Origin of the sequence: Achromobacter ruhlandii (assembly GCF_902859695.1) — a bacterium.
Lineage (GTDB): Bacteria > Pseudomonadota > Gammaproteobacteria > Burkholderiales > Burkholderiaceae_B > Achromobacter > Achromobacter ruhlandii.
Window position 1 is genome coordinate 118,082 of the sequence record NZ_CADIJL010000003.1, and the last position, 19,334, is coordinate 137,415.

The following is a 19,334-nucleotide window of genomic DNA, read 5'->3' on the forward strand; positions in this document are numbered from 1 at the left end:
ATGTCCACGACGACCACCACGCATTCCCCCACGCCCGACAACCTCTGGCAGGACAGCCTGTCCGAGACCGGTGACAGCCGCGCGCAGCGTGGCCGGCCGGACTGGACTGACATCGTGTTCTTCCTGCTGCTGGCGGCGGGCGCCGGTTTCGCCCTGACGCGCTTCAGCGGCGCCATGGACTACTACGAGAAGATCATCCTGTGCGGCACCGTGCCGGTGCTGGCCTGGATGGGCTGGCTGTGGCGGCCCCTGCGCCGCCTGATGGTGGCCTGTGCGATCGCGGCCGGCCTGGCGCTGATGCTCTACGGCAACGACCTGGCGCGGGCCGAGCAGGTGTTCTTCCTGAAATACCTGTTCTCGTCGCAATCGGCCATCCTGTGGATGAGCGCGCTGTTCGCGCTGGCCATGGTGTGTTACTGGATCGGCTTCTTCAGTCCGACCGCGGCCTGGCTGGGCACGGCCCTGACCTGGGGCGCGGTGTTCGCGGGCGTCACCGGCCTGCTGGTGCGCTGGCGCGAGGGCCATCTGATGGGCCCCGACCTGGGCCACATCCCGGTCAGCAACCTGTACGAAGTGTTCGTGCTGTTCGCGCTGATCACGGCGTTGTTCTATCTCTACTACGAACGCAAGTACGCCACGCGCGCGCTGGGCGGCTTCGTGCTGTTGGTGGTGACCTCGGCGGTGGTGTTCCTGCTGTGGTATTCGTTCACGCGCGATGCCGGGCAGATCCAGCCGCTGGTGCCGGCGCTCAAGAGCTGGTGGATGAAGCTGCACGTGCCGGCCAACTTCATCGGCTACGGCACCTTCTCGCTGGCGGCGATGGTCGGTTTCGCCTACCTGGTCAAGCAGCACGGGCAGACCTCGTCGTGGCTCAAGCTGGCGCCGCTGTTCGTGCTGGGCGTGCTGCTGTGCGCCGAGCCGATGGTGTTCCGCACCGACGGCCTGTCGGCCACCTGGATGCTGTATTTCGGCATCGGCGCCGTGATCGTCGGCGCCATCCTGCTGGGCCGGCGCCGCATCGCCGCCGCGCTGCCGCCGCTGGAGGTGCTGGACGACATCATGTACCGCGCCATCGCCATCGGCTTCGCCTTCTTCACCGTGGCGACCATCCTGGGCGCGCTGTGGGCCGCGGACGCCTGGGGCGCGTACTGGCAGTGGGACCCCAAGGAAACCTGGGCGCTGATCGTCTGGCTGAACTACGCGGCCTGGCTGCACATGCGTTTGATCAAGGGCCTGCGCGGCACGATGGCGGCCTATTGGGCGCTGACGGGCCTGCTGATCACCGGCTTCGCCTTCCTGGGCGTGAACATGTTCCTGTCGGGGCTGCATTCCTACGGGCAGCTGTAATTCCAGCTCGCATGGCTAAAGGCCCCGTCTCGACGGGGCCTTTTTCATGCGTGGCAGGAGAGGTTCAGGGCAGCGTCGATTCGCCGCGCAGCAGGTCGTCCAGCGTTTCGCGCTGGCGCACCACGTGATAGTGGTCGCCGTCGACCATGACCTCGGCCGCGCGCGGGCGGGTGTTGTAGTTGCCGGCCATGGTCATGCCGTAGGCGCCGGCTGATTCCAGCGCCAGCACGTCGCCTTGCTCGATGACCAGCGCCCGCTGGCGCGCGAGCCAGTCGGCGCTTTCGCAGACCGGGCCGACGATGTCATAGTCGAGCGCATCGCCGGCGCGCGGCAGCAATGGCCGCAAGCCGTGCCAGGCATCGTACAGCGCCGGCCGCAGCAGGTCGTTCATGGCGGCGTCGACGATGGCGAAATTGCGCGCCTCGCCGTGCTTGAGGTATTGGACGGTGGTCAGCAGCAGGCCGGCGTTGCCCACCAGCGAGCGGCCGGGCTCCAGCACCAGGCGCAAATGACCCTGGCCGCGGGCCTGCAGACGCTGGAACACGCCGTCCAGCAACGCCTTGGGCGAGGGCGGCGTTTCATCGCTGTAGCGGATGCCCAGGCCGCCGCCCAGGTCCAGGTGCGACAGGCGGATGCCGATGCCTTCTAGGTCGGCGACCAGATCGAGCAGTTTTTCCAGCGCATCAAAATAGGGACTGATGTCGGTCAGCTGCGATCCGATATGGCAGTCCAGGCCGGTGACTTCCAGGCCGGGTAGCAGCCGGGCGCTGCGATAGGCGTCCAGCGCCGCCCCGATGGGGATGCCGAACTTGTTTTCCTTGAGGCCGGTGGAAATGTAGGGGTGGGTCTGTGCGTCGACGTCCGGGTTGACCCGCAGCGCCACCCTGGCGCGCCGGCCGGCTTCCTGGGCTACGTCGGACAGCCGCTGCAGCTCGGCTTCCGATTCGACGTTGAAGCACATGACGCCGGCATCCAGGGCCGCGCGCATTTCCCAGGCCTGCTTGCCGACGCCGGAGAAAACGATGCGGGCGGGGTCGGCGCCGACGGCCAGGGCGCGCTTGAGTTCGCCACCAGAGACGATATCGAAGCCGGCGCCGAGGCGGGCGAATTCCTTCAGGACGGCCAGGTTGGAGTTGGCCTTCATGCCGTAGCAGACCAGCACGGGCCGCTGGCCGACAGCGCTGTGGTAGGTGTTCCAGGCGGCTCGCTGCGCCGCGCGGGAGTAGACGTAGAGCGGCGTTCCCAGTTGCCCGGCCAGATGGTCCAGCGGCACGTCTTCGGCGTACAGCACGTTGTTGCGGTACTGGAAGAACGGGTGCCCGGCCAGGTCGGGCGGAACCGGGAACGCGGCGGTCATGGCAGCGAGGGCGCGGATGGTATCTGCGGCACCTGGGGCGTGGTCTGGCCCTGCCCGGCGGGTGGCGGCTTGCCGTCGGGCGTGGGCATGTACAAAGGACCCTTGTAGCCGCAGGCCGCAACCATGCCGGTCGCCACGAGCGTGGCTACAATGCGAAGAGACATGCGGCTGAATGCCAATTGGAACACTGGGAACTCCGTAATTCTTGCAGGCTCGATTATGACCGAATCCGAATTTCTTGCGTTGATCGACCAGGTGCTGAACAGCATCGAAAGCCAGGCCGATGACTGGGCGGCTTCGCTCGACGTCGACGTCGAAACCAGCCGCAGCGGCAATGTGCTGACGATGGTGTTCGAGGACAATACCCACGTGGTGGTGAACAGCCAGGCCGCCATGCAGGAACTGTGGGTGGCCGCGCGCAGCGGCGGCTTCCACTATCGCTACGACGGCCAACACTGGAACGATACCCGAGGCGGCCCGAATCTGCCCGATGCGCTATCGCAGATCTGTTCGGCCGCGGCCGGCGTGCCCGTCACGATCCGACTGTAGCGTTCAACAAAAAAAAGCCGGCGATTTCGCCGGCTTTTTTCATTCCGTTCAGAACGGGATCTTCTGCGACCAGGGCTGGGCACTCTGCGTGCCCACGCCCGGCGCGACCTTGATGCGGTTGTCCTCGCCGCTGTCGCTGTTCAGGCCGTTCAGGAACTCGCCCAGGGTATCCGCCTGCGGCAGGCCCAGGCGCGCCACCGCCTGGCCGGGCGGGAATTCCGAGAAGTAGTACTCGCCATTCTCGACGATGATGCCGTCGGGACGGGGGCGCGGCTTTTCTTCCGGCACGCCCTTGAGCACGTCCTGCATGTAGTCGACCCAGATCGGCATGGCCACGCCGCCGCCGGTTTCGCGCGAACCCAGCGACTTGGGCTGGTCGAAGCCGAGCCAGGCGGTGGCCACCAGCGACGGCGTGTAGCCCGAGAACCAGGCGTCCACGGATTCGTTGGTGGTGCCGGTCTTGCCGGCGATGTCGTTGCGCTTGAGCAGCACGCGGGCGCGGGCGGCGGTGCCGTAGGTGGCCACGCCGCGCAGCACGTCGTCCATGATCCAGGCGGTGCGCGGGTCGATGGCGCGGGCCGCGGCGTCGCCGGCCACGGTGGGCTTGGCCTGCATCACGATCTTGCCGCTGCTGTCGGTGACGCGGTCGATCAGGTAGGGCGTGACGCGATAGCCGCCGTTGGCGAACACCGAGAACGCGCCGGCCAGTTGCAGCGGGGTCACCGACCCGGCGCCCAGCGCCAGCGGCAGCACCGCGGGCTGGCGCGCCTTGTCGAAACCGAAGCGGGTCAGGTAGTCCTGTGCATACTGCGGACCGATGGCCTGCAGGATGCGGATCGAGACCATGTTCTTGGACTTGTACAGGCCCTGGCGCAGCGTCAGCATGGGCTCGTACTGGTTGCCGTAGTTCTTCGGGTTCCAGGCCTTGGAGCCGGTCTGCGCCGCGGTCAGCTCGAACGGCTGGTCGGAGATCTGCGTGGCCGGCGTCAGGCCGCGCTCGAGCGAGGCGGCGTAGATGAACGGCTTGATGTTCGAGCCGGGCTGGCGCCAGGCCTGCGTCACGCGGTTGAAGTTGCCGCGGTAGAAGTCGAAGCCGCCGACCATGGCGCGGATTGCGCCGTCCTGCGGCGACAGTGCCACGAACGCCGCCTGCACCGACGGCAGGTTGATGATTTCCCAGTTGTCGCCCAGCTTGCGGATGTAGACCACCGAGCCGCGCTTGATGCGCTGCTCGGGCTTGGCCTTGTCGTTGAGCGCGCGCGCCACCACGCCCAGCACCTTCTTGTCGGTGACGGTGATGATCTCGCGCGAGCTGCGCGCCAGCTTCACTTCGGTGGGGCTGGCCGACAGCACCAGCGCGGTCAGCAGGTCGCCGCTGTCGCTGAACTTGTCGAACACGCCGTCCAGGAATTCGTCCAGGGCCTGCGGGTTGTTTTCGGTGCCCGGGGGCAGGTCGAGCTGTTCCTCGGGGCCGGGGTAGGGCGCGCGGCGGGTGTATTCCAGCACGCCTTCGCGCACGGCGCGGTAGGCCGCTTCCTGGTCCTTGGACTGGACCGTGGTGTAGATGTTGATGCCGCGCGAATAGACGTTGTCCTGGTACACGTTGAACAGCAGTTGGCGCGCCAGTTCGGCCACGTATTCGCCATGGATGCTATAGCCGCCGGCCGGCGTGCCTTCGGCCGACTTCATGACGATCTGCTGCGCCATCGCCGTCTTGTATTCAGGCTCGGTCAGGTAGCCGAGCGACAGCATGCGGCCCAGCACGTAGCGCTGGCGCAGCTCGGCGCGGGGGCGGTTGGAGATCGGGTTGAAGCGCGACGGGGCCTTGGGGATGCCCGCCAGCATGGCGGCTTCGGCCGGGGTTACTTCGGACAGCGGCTTGCCGAAATAGGTGCGCGAGGCGGCGGCGAAGCCGTAGGCGCGGTGACCCAGGTAGATCTGGTTCATGTAGAGCTCGAGGATCTGGTCCTTGGTGAGCTCCGATTCGATCTTGAACGTCAGCAGCAGTTCGTAGAACTTGCGCGAGTACGTCTTTTCCGACGACAGGTAGAAGTTGCGCGCCACCTGCATGGTGATCGTGCTGGCCCCCTGCGTCTTGGACATGTTGATCAGGTTGGTCAGGCCGGCGCGCACCACGCCGGTCCAGTCGATCCCGCCGTGCTGGTAGAAGCGGTCGTCTTCGGCCGCCAGCACCGCGGACTTCATCACGTCCGGGATTTCATTGAAGCGCAGCACGTTGCGGCGTTCTTCGCCGAATTCGCCGATGAGCACCTTGTCCGCCGTGTAGACGCGCAGCGGCACCCGCGGGCGGTAGTCCGTCATGGCGTTCAGGTCCGGCAGGTTGGGCCAGGCCAGCGCCAGCGCCATGCCCGCCAGCAGCACGCCGCACAGGAACAGGCCGGCAAAGAAAATGCCGGTCTTGACGAAAAAACGCAATATCGGGGAACCGTTATTGGCGGGCTTGTCTTTTTTGGAGGAATTCTGCGGCTTGCTCATCGCGGCGATTTTACGGGTATCTCCGGTCCCGCCTCAGTGTGGCGGATCGGTTTCTGTAACAAGATAGTTCAGTGTGGTGCGCGGGCAACTTGGCGGCAGATGTGATAATGCCGTCATGAACTTTTCCGCTCATTCATGTCCGGAGGCTGACCCGGACCCGGCGCCCTCCGGCGAGGCGCCCGAAAACCCGCCTTGCGCCTCGGAGTGCCTGGGCAAGACCGTGTCGTTGCCGCACGACCTGCCCATCTTCCTGGTGGGGATGATGGGGGCGGGCAAGACGACCATCGGCCGTGGCCTGGCGCGTGCCCTGGGGCGCGATTTTATCGATCTGGACCATGAGCTCGAGGCGCGTTGCGGCGTACGGGTGCCGGTAATCTTTGAAATCGAGGGTGAGGCCGGTTTCCGTCGTCGGGAATCCGCCGCCCTGGAAGAGTGTACCCAACGGCGCAACATAATTCTCGCCACCGGTGGCGGCGCCATCCTGGCCGCCGAGAACCGGGTGCGCCTGCGCGAGCGGGGCATCGTGGTCTATTTGAGGGCCAGCGTGGACGAATTGTTCCGCCGCACCTGCCGCGATCGCAACCGGCCGCTGCTGGCCACCGCCGATCCGCGCGGCACGCTGCGCGACCTCATGACCCTGCGCGAGCCCCTCTACAAGGAAGTCGCCGACCTGGTGGTGGAAACCGGCTCCATGCCCATCCACACCCTGGTCAAGGCGCTCCTGCCGCAATTACAAGCCTTCGAGAAGCAGATATGAACGTTGTTGAGGTCGACACCCCGGGCGGACAGTACCCCATCCGCATCGCGCCGGGGCGCTTGGATGCCCTGGACGAAAGCATCCCCGCCGACGCCACCGCCATCGCGGTGGTGACCAACCCGACCGTGGCGGCGCTGTATGGCGAGCGCGCCGAAGCCGCCCTGGCGCGCACCGGCAAGCGGGTGCTGCGCATCGAGCTGCCCGACGGCGAGTCGTACAAGGACTGGCAGTCCCTGAACCTGATCTTCGACGCGCTGCTGGGCAATCGCCTGGACCGCCGCTGCGTGCTGGTGGCCCTGGGCGGCGGCGTGATTGGCGACATGACCGGCTTTGCCGCCGCGGTGTACATGCGCGGGGTGCGTTTCGTGCAGGTGCCCACGACCCTGCTGGCCCAGGTCGATTCGTCGGTCGGCGGCAAGACGGCCGTGAACCACCCGCTTGGCAAGAACATGATCGGCGCGTTCTACCAGCCGCTGGCGGTCGAGATCGACACCGCCGTGCTGGCCACGCTGCCGGCGCGCGAAGTGTCGGCCGGCCTGGCCGAAGTCATCAAGTACGGCCTGATCCTGGATCCGGAATTCTGGACCTGGTGCGAACAGAATGCGCGGAAATTGCGCAGCCTGGACCCGCAGGCCATTGCCTACGCCATCCGCCGCTCGTGCGAACTGAAGGCGCAGGTGGTGGGCAAGGACGAACGCGAATCCGGCCTGCGCGCCATCCTGAACCTGGGCCACACCTTCGGCCACGCCATCGAGGCGGGCCTGGGCTATGGCGCCTGGTTGCACGGCGAGGCGGTCGGCTGCGGCATGGTGCAGGCGGCGGAACTGTCGGCCGACGTGGCCGGCTTCCCCCGCGCCGACGTGGCCCGCGTGCGCGCCCTGGTCGAAGCCATCGGCTGTCCCGTGGTCGCGCCCGACCTGGGAGCCGATCGCTGGCTCGACCTGATGCAGGTCGACAAGAAGACCGAGGGCGGCGAGATCCGCTACGTGCTCATGACCCGCATCGGCGAAGCGATGATGCGGGCGGCGCCGGCCGATGCCGTGCGCGCCGTACTGGCCCGAACCACTCAATAAACATCGCTGGAGAGACGGTGTCGCAGATGAAAGAACTGGCTTCCTATGCATCCGACCCGTCCCGATCGCGCGGCCGGGCCTATGCCGAACCCGCGCCGGAAAACCGCACGGAATTCCAGCGCGATCGCGACCGCATCATCCATTCCGGCGCGTTCCGGCGGCTGGAGTACAAGACCCAGGTCTTCGTGAACCACGAAGGCGATCTGTTCCGCACGCGCCTGACGCACAGCCTGGAAGTGGCGCAGATCGCGCGGACCCTGGCGCGCAGCCTGGGGCTGTCGGAAGACCTGACCGAAGCCATTTCGCTGGCGCACGACCTGGGCCACACGCCGTTCGGGCACGCCGGCCAGGACGAACTCAATGCCTGCATGCGCGAGCTGGCGCCCGAGGCCGGCGGCTTCGAGCACAACCTGCAGAGCCTGCGGGTGGTCGATGAGCTCGAAGAGCGCTATGCCGACTTCAACGGCCTGAACCTGTGCTTCGAGACCCGCGAGGGCATCCTCAAGCATTGCTCGGCGGCCCATGCGCGGCAGCTGGGCGCCGTGGGCGAACGCTTCCTGGCCCGCACTCAGCCGTCGCTGGAGGCGCAGATCGCCAACCTGGCCGACGAAGTGGCCTACAACAACCACGACATCGATGATGGCCTGCGCTCGGGACTGATCACACTGGAGCAATTGCAGGGCGTGTCCATCTTCCAGCGTCATCATGCCGAGGTGCTGGCGCGTTACCCCGATCTGGCGTCGCGCCGCGCGGTGGCCGAGACCATCCGCCGCATGATAAATACGCTGATCGGCGACCTGACGCGTACGTCGCTGGCGCGCATCCGCGAGGCGGCGCCAGCCTGCGCCGACGACGTGCGCCGCGCGCCGCCGCTGGCTGGATTTTCGGACGACATTCGGCGCGAAGCCGACGAACTCAAGAAGTTCCTGTTCGACAATCTCTACCGACACTACCGCGTGTTGCGCATGACCACCAAGGCGCGGCGCATCGTGCGCGAACTGTTCGCGGCGTTCCTGGATGATCCGCGTCTGTTGCCGCCGGACTATCGGCGCGCCGCCTTCAACGACCAGGCCCGCGCCATCGCCGACTACATCGCCGGCATGACCGACCGCTACGCCATCCGCGAGCACCGGCGCCTGTTCGACATGAGCTAGGAGCCGGCGCCAGGCGGCGTTCAGGCTGGCGTGTCCTGGGCGGCACCCGCGCCGGGTTCTGGTGGCGAGACGCGGCCCTGCGGCGTCAACGATGCTTGCGGTAGGGTTCGTCGGCTTCGACGAAGGTGGCTTCGGCGCGCGCGTCGCGCATCCATTCCTGCATCGCCGGCAGCGCCAGCACCGCGTCCATGTAGTCGCGCACCGGGCCGGCCGCGGCGATGCCGTAGGTGACGAAGCGCGACACCACGGGGGCGAAGAACGCATCGGCGATCGAGAAGGCGCCGAACAGGAACGGGCCGCCCTGGCCGAATTCCGCGCGCGTGTCCTGCCAGATGGCGTGCATGCGCGAAATCTCCTGGCGCGCGGCCTCGGGGATGTCGATGCCGGGCAGGTGCGCCTCGATGTTCATCGGCAGCGCCTGGCGCAGCGCGCCGAAACCGCTGTGCATCTGCGCGGTCAGCGAACGGGCGCGGGCCCGGGCGCGGGCGTCCTGCGGCCACAGGCGGGCCTCGGGATGCTGTTCAGCCACGTATTCGCAGATCGCCAGCGAGTCCCAGACCGCCAGGTCGCCATCCAGCAGCACCGGCACCAGTCCGGCCGGCGTAAGCGTTTCCAGATGGCGGGCGAATGCCTCGGTGAACAGGCCCAGCTTCTGTTCGGTGAAGGCGACGCCGGTGGCGCGCAGCGCGAGCCAGGGCCGCAGCGACCACGACGAGTAGTTCTTGTTGCCGATGATCAAGGTGTACATGCCGATTCCCCTTCGTGACAGGCCCTGATTGCGCCGCGCCGTTCAGCCGCCGGGCGTGCGGCGCAGCAGTTTGCCGAGATAGTGTCCGGTGTGGCTTTCCGGCGCCGCCGCCACGTCTTCCGGCGTGCCTTGCGCCACCACCCGGCCGCCGCCGTCGCCGCCTTCCGGGCCCATGTCGACGAGCCAGTCCGCGGTCTTGATGACGTCCAGGTTGTGCTCGATGATGAGCACGGTGTTGCCGCTGTCCACCAGCTGGTTGAGCACCTGCAGCAGCAGTTCGATGTCGCGGAAATGCAGGCCGGTGGTGGGTTCGTCCAGGATGTACAGCGTGCGGCCGGTGCTGCGGCGCGACAGTTCCTGCGACAGCTTCACGCGCTGCGCTTCACCGCCCGACAGCGTGGTGGCGCTCTGGCCCAGCCGGATGTACGACAGGCCGACGTCGATCAGCGTGTGCAGCTTGCGCGCGATCGCCGGCACCGATTCAAAATACTCCAGCGCCTGCTCGACGGTCAGGTCCAGCACTTCGCTGATGTTGCGGCCGCGGTAGCGGATCTCGAGCGTTTCGCGGTTGTAGCGCTTGCCGTGGCACACGTCGCAGGGCACGTACATGTCGGGCAGGAAGTGCATCTCGACCTTGACCACGCCGTCGCCCTGGCAGGCCTCGCAGCGCCCGCCCTTGACGTTGAAGCTGAAGCGGCCGGGATCGTAGCCGCGGGTGCGGGCCTCGGGCACACCCGCGAACAGTTCGCGGATCGGCGTGAACAGGCCGGTGTAGGTGGCCGGGTTGCTGCGCGGCGTGCGGCCGATCGGGCTCTGGTCGACGCTGATGATCTTGTCGAAGTTCTCCAGGCCCTGCATCGCGACGTAGGGCGCCGGCTCGCTCTGCGCATGATGCAGTTGGCGCGACACCGCCACCGCCAGGGTGTCGTTGACCAGGGTCGATTTGCCCGAGCCGGACACGCCGGTGACGCAGATCAGGCGGCCGGCGGGCAGGCGCAAGTCGACGTTCTTGAGGTTGTTGCCGCTGGCGCCCGTGAGCGTCAACCAGGGCAGGTCCTCGGTGACCGGCCGGCGCTTGGGAATGGCGATGGCGCGCTGGCCGCTCAGGTACTGGCCAGTGAGCGAATTCGGGTCGCGCTGCACGGTCTCGGGATCGCCTTGCGAAACCACCTCGCCGCCATGCTCGCCCGCGCCCGGCCCCATGTCCACGACCCAGTCGGCCATGCGGATCATGTCTTCGTCGTGCTCGACCACGATGACGCTGTTGCCCAGGTCGCGCAGGTGCTGCAGCGTGCCGATCAGGCGGTCGTTGTCGCGTTGGTGCAGGCCGATGGAGGGTTCGTCCAGCACGTACATCACGCCGGTCAGGCCGGAGCCGATCTGGCTGGCCAGGCGGATGCGCTGGGCCTCGCCGCCGGAGATGGTGTCGGCGCTTCGGTCCAGCGACAGATAGTTCAGTCCGACGTTGTTCAGAAAGCTCAGGCGCGCCTCGATCTCGCGCACGATGCGCTGCGCGATCTCTTGCTTGGCGCCGGTCAGGGCCAGGTCGCGGAACCACGCCAGGCAGGTCGACAGCGGCATCGCTTCGACTTCATAGATGGCCTGGCCATGGCGTTCGCCGCCGCGCGGGTCCTGGCCGATCAACACGTTGCGTGCTTCCGGCCGCAGGCGCGAGCCGCCGCAGTCGGGGCAGGTCTTGATGTTGCGGTACTTGCCCAGCTCCTCGCGCACGGTGGCCGAATCGGTCTCGCGCCAACGGCGTTCGAGGTTTGGGATCACGCCTTCGAAGGTGTGGCGCTTGACGGTGCTGCGGCCCTTTTCGTTCAGGTACAGGAACGAGATTTCCTCGTCGCCCGAGCCATACAGCACTTTGTCGCGCAGCGCTTCGGGCAAGTCCTCGAAGGGCGCCTCGATATCGAATTCGTAGTGCGCCGCCAGGCTGGTCAGCAGCGAGTGGGTGAACGCGTTGCGGCGGTCCCAGCCGCGGATGGCGCCGGCCGCCAGGCTCAGTTCGGGGAAGGCGACCACGCGCTTGGGATCGAAGAAACCGACCTGGCCGATGCCGTCGCAGCTGGGGCAGGCGCCCATCGGGTTGTTGAAGCTGAACAGGCGCGGTTCCAGTTCCGGCAGGCTGTGGCTGCAGACCGGGCAGGCGTAGCGGCTGGAGAACACCTGTTCGCGGCTGCCGTCCATGTCCAGCGCCAGCGCGCGGCCGTCGGCCAGCTGCAGCGCGGTCTCGAAGCTCTCGGCCAGGCGCTGCTTGCTTTCGGGCTTGATGCGCAGGCGGTCGATGACCACGTCGATGTCGTGCTTCTCGGTTTTCTTCAGCGGCGCCATGCCGTCGATTTCCACCATCTGGCCGTCCACGCGCAGGCGCACGTAGCCCTGCGCCTGCAGGCTGGCGCATTCGTCCTCGAAGCTGCCCTTCTTGCCGCGCGCGATGGGAGCCAGCACCGCCAGGCGGGTGTCGGCCGGCCAGGACAGCACCGCGTCCACCATCTGGCTGACGCTCTGCGCCTGCAACGGCAGGCCGTGGTCCGGGCAATACGGCGTGCCGACCCGCGCGTACAAGAGGCGCAGGTAGTCGTGGATTTCGGTGATAGTGCCGACCGTGGAGCGCGGGTTGTGGCCAGCCGCCTTCTGTTCGATCGAGATGGCCGGCGACAGGCCCTCGATCAGATCGACGTCGGGCTTGTCCATCAACTGCAGGAATTGGCGGGCGTAGGCGGACAGGCTTTCGACGTAGCGCCGCTGCCCCTCCGCGTAGAGCGTATCGAATGCCAGCGAGGACTTGCCCGAGCCGGACAGGCCCGTGACCACCACCAGCTTGTGGCGCGGCAGATCCAGCGAGACGTTCTTGAGATTGTGGGTGCGGGCACCCCGAATGCGTATGGTCACGTCTATCGGGCTCTTTTAAGCGGTTGCAAAGGCCAACTTGGTACTATAGCGCGCCGAGTCCTCAGGCCATAGATCAGACCGCAAGCGCATGACATCCGCGCGCGAACGGCCCTCGTCACCGTTGAAAATTCGCATGCCGGCAGACACGAAACTGAAATTGACGCCTTCCGAGCGCCGCGCCAGCGTGGCGCTGGCCGGTTTGTTCGCCGCGCGGATGCTGGGGTTGTTCCTGTTGCTGCCGGTGTTCGCCGTGGCCGCCCGTGGCCTGCCCGGGGGCGACGACCCCGCCCGGGTCGGGCTGGCGCTGGGCATGTACGGTTTGACCCAGGCGTTCATGCAGATTCCCTTCGGGCTGGCGTCGGACCGTTGGGGGCGCCGGCCCGTGGTGCTGTTCGGCCTGCTGCTGTTCGTGGCGGGCAGCGTGGTCTGTGCGCAGGCCGATGATGTGTTCTGGATCACCATCGGCCGCGCCATCCAGGGCGCGGGCGCGATTTCGGCCGCCGTGACCGCCTGGCTGGCCGACGCCACTCGCGACGAGGTGCGCACCCGCGCCATGGCCATGGTGGGCGGCTCGATCGGCCTGTCGTTCGCCGCGTCGCTGGTGCTGTCGCCCGTGCTGGTGGGCTGGTGGGGCCTGTCGGGCCTGTTCTGGACCATTGCCTGCCTGGGCGTGATCTGCCTGGCGGTGGCGCGCTGGGTGGTGCCGGTGGTGCCGCGCACGCAGGCCCGCAGCATGCAGGCCGCCAGTCCGCGCCAGGTTCTTACCCACACCGATCTGTTGCGGCTCAATTTTGGCGTGTTCGTGCTGCACATGATCCAGGTGTCGCTGTTCGTGGTGGTGCCAGCGCTGCTGGCCAAGGCCGGCGGCCTGGACGCGCGCGAGCTCTGGAAGGTCTACCTGCCTGTGATCCTGGTGTCGTTCGTGCTGATGGTGCCAGTGGTGTTCGTGGCCGAAAAGCGCCGCGCCCACCGCGGTGCGCTGCGTGCCGCCGTGGCCGGGCTGGTGCTGGTGTGCGCGCTGCTGCCGGCGGCCAGCCATGGCTTCTACCCCCTGGCGGCGGCCTTGACCGGTTTCTTCGTGGCCTTCAACGTACTGGAGGCGCTGCAGCCCTCGCTGGTGTCGCGCGTGGCGCCGCAGGCCTACAAGGGCCTGGCGCTGGGCTTCTACAACACCGCCCAGGCCGCTGGCCTGTTCACGGGCGGCGCGCTGGGCGGCTGGGTCGCTTCGCATTCCGGCGCCGGCGCCGTGTTCATCGGCGCCGCGGTGCTGGCCGCCGTCTGGCTGGCCGTGACCTGGGCGCTCAAGCCGCTGGCCTAGGCGGCTGCCGTTGGCGAAATTCGCGGATCGCGCCGCCAACGGTGTCCAACAGCGGTGAAATCGTTTCCCCGGGTGGACGGCTTTGTCACCAATCGGGTTTGGCGCGGCGGGCGCTTTTCGTCGATAATAGAAGGCAAATTAGGGCTTCACCGGCGTCGCCGGTCATCGCTGCGATGACCGGCGAGTTTCATGAAGCCGGTCTTCAACATCGCTATTTATGTTGTTGCCGGCGCGCTCGCGGCAACGCGTGGCACAGGCTGTCAACAACAGAGGGACAACGGCATGGCATCGGTTAACAAAGTCATTCTCGTGGGCAACCTGGGTCGCGACCCGGAAGTCCGCTACAGCCCCGACGGGGCCGCAATCTGCAACATGTCCATCGCCACCACCTCCACCTGGAAGGACAAGGCCTCGGGCGAACGCCGCGAAGAAACCGAATGGCACCGCGTGGTCATGTACAACCGCCTGGCCGAAATCGCCGGCGAATACCTGAAGAAGGGCCGCTCGGTCTACATCGAAGGCCGTCTGAAGACCCGCAAGTGGCAAGACAAGGACACCGGCGCTGACCGCTACAGCACCGAAATCGTCGCCGACCAGATGCAGATGCTGGGTGGCCGCGAAGACGGCGGCGGCGGTGGCGGCAGCTACGGTGGCGGCGGCGGTTACGACGACGCCCCGGCGCGCCAGCCGCAGCAGCGCGCCCCGGCCCAGCGTCCGGCGCCGCAACAGCGTCCCGCGCCCCAGGCCGCGCCCGCGGGCGGCGGCGCCAACCTGGCCGATATGGACGACGATATTCCGTTCTGATTTCCGCCTTCCCGGCGGTCGATCGACAAAGCCCGGCAAGCCTCGCGCTTGCCGGGCTTTGTGTCGTTTGGGCGTCTCGCCGCTCCCGTGTGTCTACGGAAACCGTGGTCTTCCCCCTGAATCCCGGACAGCTGTCCACAGGCTGTGCACAGCATTTCAACAGCTTTCCCACCGATTTTCCGGCCTTTTCCACAGCTTTTGCACAAGGGGTGCAAAGGCCGGATTGGCGCTGTTATCGAGGCTTTCCAGTCTTTCCACTTGGCGGGATATCGTCCGCCAACTTCGTGATCGACGGTAGCCCGCAAGCCGCCTTGGTCCGCATCGGTGCGGGGCGGTCCCTATCCACAGGCTGCCCACAGCATTTACACAGCTTATCCAGCGCTATTCGGGGGTTTTCCACAGCTTTTCAACAGGGGGCGGGGCGGGTTGTCGGGTTCGCGCTAGGATTGTCGCTGTCTGCCATCAGCCGTCGATCATCCGTGCGCCACATGCCGTGACCGCGCCGACCGGTCCCGCGAGGAAATCCCCATGACTCAGAACATCTACGACACGCCCGAATTCTTCGAGGGCTACAGCCGCCTGGCCCGCTCGTTGCATGGCCTGGACGGCGCGCCGGAATGGCCGGCGCTGCGGGCACTGGTGGCGGACGTGAGGGGGCGCGACGTGGTCGACCTGGGTTGCGGCTTCGGCTGGTTCTGCCGCTGGGCCGATGAACAGGGAGCGGCCAGCATCCTGGGGCTGGACGTGTCCGCCAACATGCTGGCGCGGGCACGCGCCACGACCATCAGCGCCACCATCCGCTATGAACATTCAGACCTGGAGCGGTTGCAGCTGCCCGCGCAAAGCGTCGACCTTGCCTACAGCTCGCTGACCCTGCATTACCTGGAGCGCCTGCCAGCCTTGGTCGCGACCGTGCACCGGGCGCTCAGGCCCGGAGGGCGCTTCGTGTTTTCCTGCGAGCATCCTATCTACACCGCGCCGGCGCGCCCCGGGTTCATCGAGGATAGCGAAGGGCAACGAATCTGGCCGTTGAACCAATACGCCTTGCGTGGCGAACGGCGCACGGATTGGCTCGCCGAAGGCGTGATCAAGCAGCACCGCACGGTGGCGGACTATGTGAACCTGCTGATCGGCGCCGGGTTCACGCTCACGCACTTGGACGAATGGGCGCCCGACGCGGCCCAGCTGGCCGCGCAACCGGCGCTGGCGCAGGAGCGGGATCGGCCCATGATGCTGCTGGTGGCGGCAAACCGGTAGGGGAGAACGCCCTGGCGGGAGGGAATAGGAGGACGTCGAATGCAGTGAAATAATATGTTGCACAAAACCTGCTTGCGCTATCTATCTAGTAGTAGGTAAGATTCATCCATCGACGCAGCACCCAGACAGCAACGCGGCGTCGCCCAAACCAGAAATACAGTAGCACCCCTTTTTTATTTGCCGTGTTATCTACCTATAAGTAGATAGTTTAGACGAAACAACCTAGCCATCGCTATTTGGAGATCCCTCATGAAGACCCTCGTATCCGCCCTGATCCTGTCCGCTTCCTTCATCGGCGCCGCCCAAGCCGGCGAACTGGACTATCCGCCCGCCCAGGACACCCACAGCACCGTGACGCGCGCCCAAGTGCAGCAAGAACTCGCCGCGGCCCGCGCCAACGGTGAACTGGCCACGACCGAAGAAGGCTACGCCGCCACCGTGTTTGCCAGCGCTGGCGACAAGAGCCGCGCCCAGGTCAAGCAGGAACTGGCCGCCGCTCGCGCCCAAGGCCTGACCGAAAGCGGCGAACTGGACTACCCGCCCGTCCAAGGCTGATGTTTTTGACCTCGAATCTATCTATGGATAGATAGCACTTCCTGAATCGCATTGCCGATCCTTACTGGAGATCAACCATGAAGACCCTCGTATCCGCCCTGATCCTGACCGCCTCGTTCCTCGGTGCCGCCCATGCCGGCGAACTGGACTATCCGCCCGCCGTCGACACCCACAGCACGGTGACCCGCGCGCAGGTGCAGCAAGAACTGGCGGCCGCTCGCGCCAACGGTGAACTGGCCAGCGGCGAAGAAGGCTACGCAGCTACCGCTTACGCCAGCGCCGGCGACAAGAGCCGCGCCCAGGTCAAGCAGGAATTGGCCGCCGCCCGCGCCCAGGGCCTGACCGAAAGCGGTGAACTGGACTATCCGCCCGTGCAAGGCTGAGTCCGATGTCGGCCACTGCGAACCCCGGGGGGCGGGAACATTCCCGGCCGGGGTTCGCACGGTTGCATCGGAGCCCCGCATAGGGAATACCGCCGATGACGTACCGACCTATTAGTAGGTAATATTCAGCCATGGACACTCCGACCCCCAACACCACCCGCGACCAGCTGCTGGCCCACGCCGAGAAGCTGATCCGTACCCGCGGCTGCAACGGCTTCAGCTATCGAGATCTGGCCGAGCATGTGGGCGTGAAGACGTCCAGCATCCATTACTACTTTCCCGGCAAGGACGACCTGTTGTACGAGGCCGTCGAGGCCTACAGCGCCCGCGCCCTGGCGTCCGTGCGCAGCATCGACACCGCGCAGCCGGCACATGCCCAGCTCGACGCGTATCTGTCGATGATGGAGTCCAAGGCCTGTGGCCACGGTGAGTTGTGCCTGGGTGGCATGCTGGCCGCCGAAATGATGAGCCTGCCCGACCGCGTGCGCGGCGCCTTGCAGGGATTTTTCCGGGCGCACGAAGCCTGGCTGGCTCGCGTGCTGGCGCAAGGCGCTGAGGAAGGCACGCTGAAGTTCTCGGGCTCCGCCGAAGCGGCCGGCCGGGCGGTGTTCGCCACGGTGCAGGGCTGCATGCTGGTGTCGCGCCTGTTCCAGGCGCCGCCGGCCTTGTGCGAGGCGATCAGCGCCCTCTACGTCCAATGCCAGGACAAGCCCGCCGCCTGAGGCTTTCCGTCTTTCCTCCGCCACGGCCGCAACGCGCAAGCTTGCGGCCGTTGTGTTTACGGATCCGCGCCGACGCTGTCGTGTTGTGCGCCGCCAGTCGCGGACGTCGGGAAGTCCGGCCGCCCGTAGCGTCAGGCCGTCAGTGCGCGCGCCATGTCCGTGCTGCTGCGTGCCTGCATGCCCAGGTCGCGCATGCGTTGCAGGAAACCCGCCTGGGCCTCGACAAAACCCGTGACCGGGCTGATGCAGTCCGTCAGCAGGACCACGCGTGACAGATTGCCTCCCGGCAGGTATTCGGCAATGTGCTCGACGGTGGCCTTGACGCAATGGCTGCCAGCCTCGCCGGCAACGATGATGAGATCGGCGCGGTCGAGCGAATCGAGCAGCCGGCGGTTGAGCTGGCTGCGCGGGTCATCGGCGTCGGGCACTTCAGCCATCAGTGCGCTGTAGTGCTCCGTCCACGGGTTGGCGCCCTTGGGCACCTTGCGCACGATGAACTGGCGTTCGTCTTCCCAACGGGCGTAGGCCGCGCGCACATCCGCATGGACGTTGTGGCCCCAGCTGCCGATCTCGCAATGCACCGGCCATACCATCAGGGTGTAGCGGCCGCGCGCCTCCAGCTCCTCCAGGTAGGTCAACGTGCGCGGCAGGTCGTCGGCGTGGCGCGGCTGGAAGGCGCCCGAGCGTACCTGGCTGGCGGTGATGGGGGTGAAAGGGGCGACCGCGCGACCGTCGCCGGTGCGCCAGAAGGTGGGATGGGCGATATCCAGCCGGTGGTGTGAATCCAGCGTGACGGTAATGGCCGACAAGGCGGGCGCGGTGGCGTCGATGAAGCGCGCCAGCCGCTGCATATCGGCATGCGCGCCGGGGACCGGCAGCGCGGGGGCCATGGCCTGGCCGCTCAGGGGATCGACAGGCAGATGGCTGGCGGGCAGGTCACAGAAATCATTCTGCGGATCGATGATCAGGAGATGAGCGGAACGCGACATGGAGGCACAGGCGGGGAGTGAGTATGCAATATAGACCGGGAGGCGCGCTGCGCGCGAGCGTCCGCGCGTCTGCGGCCCTGGCCGGCCCCCGAGGCCAACGTGTCTCAGAACAGTACCAAGTGGCGGGGCAGATCGGGCAACTGGCGTAGCAGCGCACGCCATGAGAGCCACGCTCGCGCCATGCCCGCCACCGCTACTGCCGCCGCGCTGAGATAGAAAACCATGATCCGCTCCATGTCGCATAAATCGCACGATCGTGCGAAATTGATTGAAAACCATGCCGGCTGGCGCCGGCTTCCGGGGTAACGACTACTCGATGTACTTGAAACTGCGATACGTGGAAATCAGGCGTTCATAAGCGGCGCGGACCCGCTCGCGGGCCTTGGGGTCGCGCAGGAAGCGGGCGTCATGCATCAGCCCGATCATGAGACTGTAGACCTCGAACACCAGTTGCTCGGGATCGGTGTCCGGCCGCAAGTGGCCTTCGTCGAGCGCCTGCCGCACCGTGCGCACCATGACCCCGCGCCAGCGCCGCAGGTTGTTTTCCAGGATTTCGCGCAAGGGGGATTCGACGTCGTCGAATTCGAACGCGCCGGCGATATAGATGCAGCCGGTCAGCAGTTCGACGTTGCAGGCGCGTTCGATCCACAGGCTCATCAGCGCATTCAGGCGCGGCAACCCCCGTGGCTGCGACATGGCGGGGGTGAAGACGGCGGCCACGAAACGGCGTTCGTATTCGTCCAGCACGGCCTGCTGCAAGGCTTCGCGCGACCCTACGCGCGAAAATACGCCGCTCTTGCTGATGTCCAGTCGCTTGGCCACCTGGCCGAGCGACAGGCTTTCGAGGCCCTGGGCGGCGGCCATGTCCAGCGCCGCGTCCACGATGGCCGCGAACGTCAGTTCGCTTTTTTCAGTCTTGGCAGTCAT

Annotated in this window: 18 protein-coding genes; 11 read left to right on the forward strand and 7 right to left on the reverse strand. The window is 66.6% G+C overall.

Annotated features, from left to right (window positions below):
• A complete protein-coding gene (gene ccsB / locus HV742_RS04950; protein WP_006392019.1) occupies positions 1–1,347 on the forward strand; it encodes a c-type cytochrome biogenesis protein CcsB in 1,347 nt (448 codons plus the stop codon).
• A gap of 64 nt (positions 1,348–1,411) precedes the next feature.
• On the opposite strand, the gene lysA is transcribed toward ccsB, so the two are convergent.
• Together lysA and lptM are read right to left on the reverse strand one after the other, a co-directional pair.
• On the reverse strand, positions 1,412–2,704 hold the full coding sequence (gene lysA, locus HV742_RS04955; protein ID WP_175144606.1) for a diaminopimelate decarboxylase: 1,293 nt from the start codon (positions 2,702–2,704) through the stop codon (positions 1,412–1,414).
• Positions 2,701–2,868, reverse strand: coding sequence for an LPS translocon maturation chaperone LptM (gene lptM, locus HV742_RS04960; RefSeq protein WP_049078207.1), 168 nt, complete (start codon positions 2,866–2,868; stop codon positions 2,701–2,703). The genes lysA and lptM overlap by 4 nt, the downstream gene beginning before the upstream one ends.
• 55 nt (positions 2,869–2,923) lie before the next feature.
• Here lptM and cyaY point away from each other — a divergent pair, with 55 nt between their 5' ends.
• Positions 2,924–3,253: an iron donor protein CyaY gene (cyaY, locus tag HV742_RS04965; protein WP_049077214.1), complete on the forward strand. Its 330-nt coding sequence runs from the start codon at positions 2,924–2,926 to the stop codon at positions 3,251–3,253.
• A gap of 48 nt (positions 3,254–3,301) precedes the next feature.
• Here the strand turns inward: cyaY and HV742_RS04970 are convergent, their stop codons facing one another.
• A complete protein-coding gene (locus HV742_RS04970) occupies positions 3,302–5,749 on the reverse strand; it encodes a penicillin-binding protein 1A (protein ID WP_049077212.1) in 2,448 nt (815 codons plus the stop codon).
• A 115-nt stretch (positions 5,750–5,864) separates the two neighbouring features.
• Here HV742_RS04970 and HV742_RS04975 point away from each other — a divergent pair, with 115 nt between their 5' ends.
• From HV742_RS04975 to HV742_RS04985, 3 genes are read left to right on the forward strand one after another with little or no spacing between them, the layout of a single operon-like run.
• Positions 5,865–6,506 (forward strand): shikimate kinase, encoded by a 642-nt coding sequence (locus tag HV742_RS04975; protein ID WP_175144607.1) that lies wholly within the window; start codon positions 5,865–5,867, stop codon positions 6,504–6,506.
• Positions 6,503–7,579, forward strand: a complete 1,077-nt coding sequence (aroB, locus tag HV742_RS04980) for a 3-dehydroquinate synthase (RefSeq protein WP_049077209.1) — start codon at positions 6,503–6,505, stop codon at positions 7,577–7,579. The genes HV742_RS04975 and aroB overlap by 4 nt, the downstream gene beginning before the upstream one ends.
• A 26-nt stretch (positions 7,580–7,605) precedes the next feature.
• A complete protein-coding gene (locus HV742_RS04985; RefSeq protein WP_054419639.1) occupies positions 7,606–8,733 on the forward strand; it encodes a deoxyguanosinetriphosphate triphosphohydrolase in 1,128 nt (375 codons plus the stop codon).
• Positions 8,734–8,818: 85 nt separating this feature from the next.
• Here the strand turns inward: HV742_RS04985 and HV742_RS04990 are convergent, their stop codons facing one another.
• Positions 8,819–9,481, reverse strand: coding sequence for a glutathione S-transferase family protein (locus HV742_RS04990; protein ID WP_063583662.1), 663 nt, complete (start codon positions 9,479–9,481; stop codon positions 8,819–8,821).
• Positions 9,482–9,523: 42 nt separating this feature from the next.
• Entirely contained in the window at positions 9,524–12,379 is a 2,856-nt protein-coding gene (uvrA, locus tag HV742_RS04995; protein WP_419715830.1) for an excinuclease ABC subunit UvrA, read from the reverse strand.
• A gap of 133 nt (positions 12,380–12,512) precedes the next feature.
• On the opposite strand from uvrA, the gene HV742_RS05000 reads away from it, so the two are divergent.
• The 6 genes from HV742_RS05000 (at position 12,513) to HV742_RS05025 (ending at position 17,418) form a co-directional block, all read left to right on the forward strand.
• Positions 12,513–13,697 (forward strand): MFS transporter, encoded by a 1,185-nt coding sequence (locus tag HV742_RS05000; protein ID WP_054419625.1) that lies wholly within the window; start codon positions 12,513–12,515, stop codon positions 13,695–13,697.
• Between the two features lie 282 nt (positions 13,698–13,979).
• Positions 13,980–14,501 (forward strand): single-stranded DNA-binding protein, encoded by a 522-nt coding sequence (gene ssb, locus HV742_RS05005; protein ID WP_026382027.1) that lies wholly within the window; start codon positions 13,980–13,982, stop codon positions 14,499–14,501.
• A gap of 528 nt (positions 14,502–15,029) precedes the next feature.
• Positions 15,030–15,758, forward strand: coding sequence for a class I SAM-dependent methyltransferase (locus tag HV742_RS05010; RefSeq protein WP_175144608.1), 729 nt, complete (start codon positions 15,030–15,032; stop codon positions 15,756–15,758).
• A 249-nt stretch (positions 15,759–16,007) separates the two neighbouring features.
• On the forward strand, positions 16,008–16,313 hold the full coding sequence (locus tag HV742_RS05015) for a DUF4148 domain-containing protein (protein ID WP_175144609.1): 306 nt from the start codon (positions 16,008–16,010) through the stop codon (positions 16,311–16,313).
• A 77-nt stretch (positions 16,314–16,390) separates the two neighbouring features.
• Complete coding sequence (locus HV742_RS05020; RefSeq protein ID WP_049077199.1) at positions 16,391–16,696, forward strand: DUF4148 domain-containing protein; 306 nt, start codon at positions 16,391–16,393, stop codon at positions 16,694–16,696.
• Between the two features lie 131 nt (positions 16,697–16,827).
• Positions 16,828–17,418, forward strand: a complete 591-nt coding sequence (locus tag HV742_RS05025; RefSeq protein ID WP_049077196.1) for a TetR/AcrR family transcriptional regulator — start codon at positions 16,828–16,830, stop codon at positions 17,416–17,418.
• A gap of 131 nt (positions 17,419–17,549) precedes the next feature.
• On the opposite strand, the gene HV742_RS05030 is transcribed toward HV742_RS05025, so the two are convergent.
• Positions 17,550–18,407 (reverse strand): cysteine hydrolase family protein, encoded by an 858-nt coding sequence (locus HV742_RS05030; protein ID WP_175144610.1) that lies wholly within the window; start codon positions 18,405–18,407, stop codon positions 17,550–17,552.
• A 309-nt stretch (positions 18,408–18,716) separates the two neighbouring features.
• Positions 18,717–19,334 carry a TetR/AcrR family transcriptional regulator gene (locus HV742_RS05035; RefSeq protein WP_049078203.1) on the reverse strand — a complete coding sequence of 206 codons (618 nt, stop codon included), beginning with the start codon at positions 19,332–19,334 and terminating at the stop codon, positions 18,717–18,719.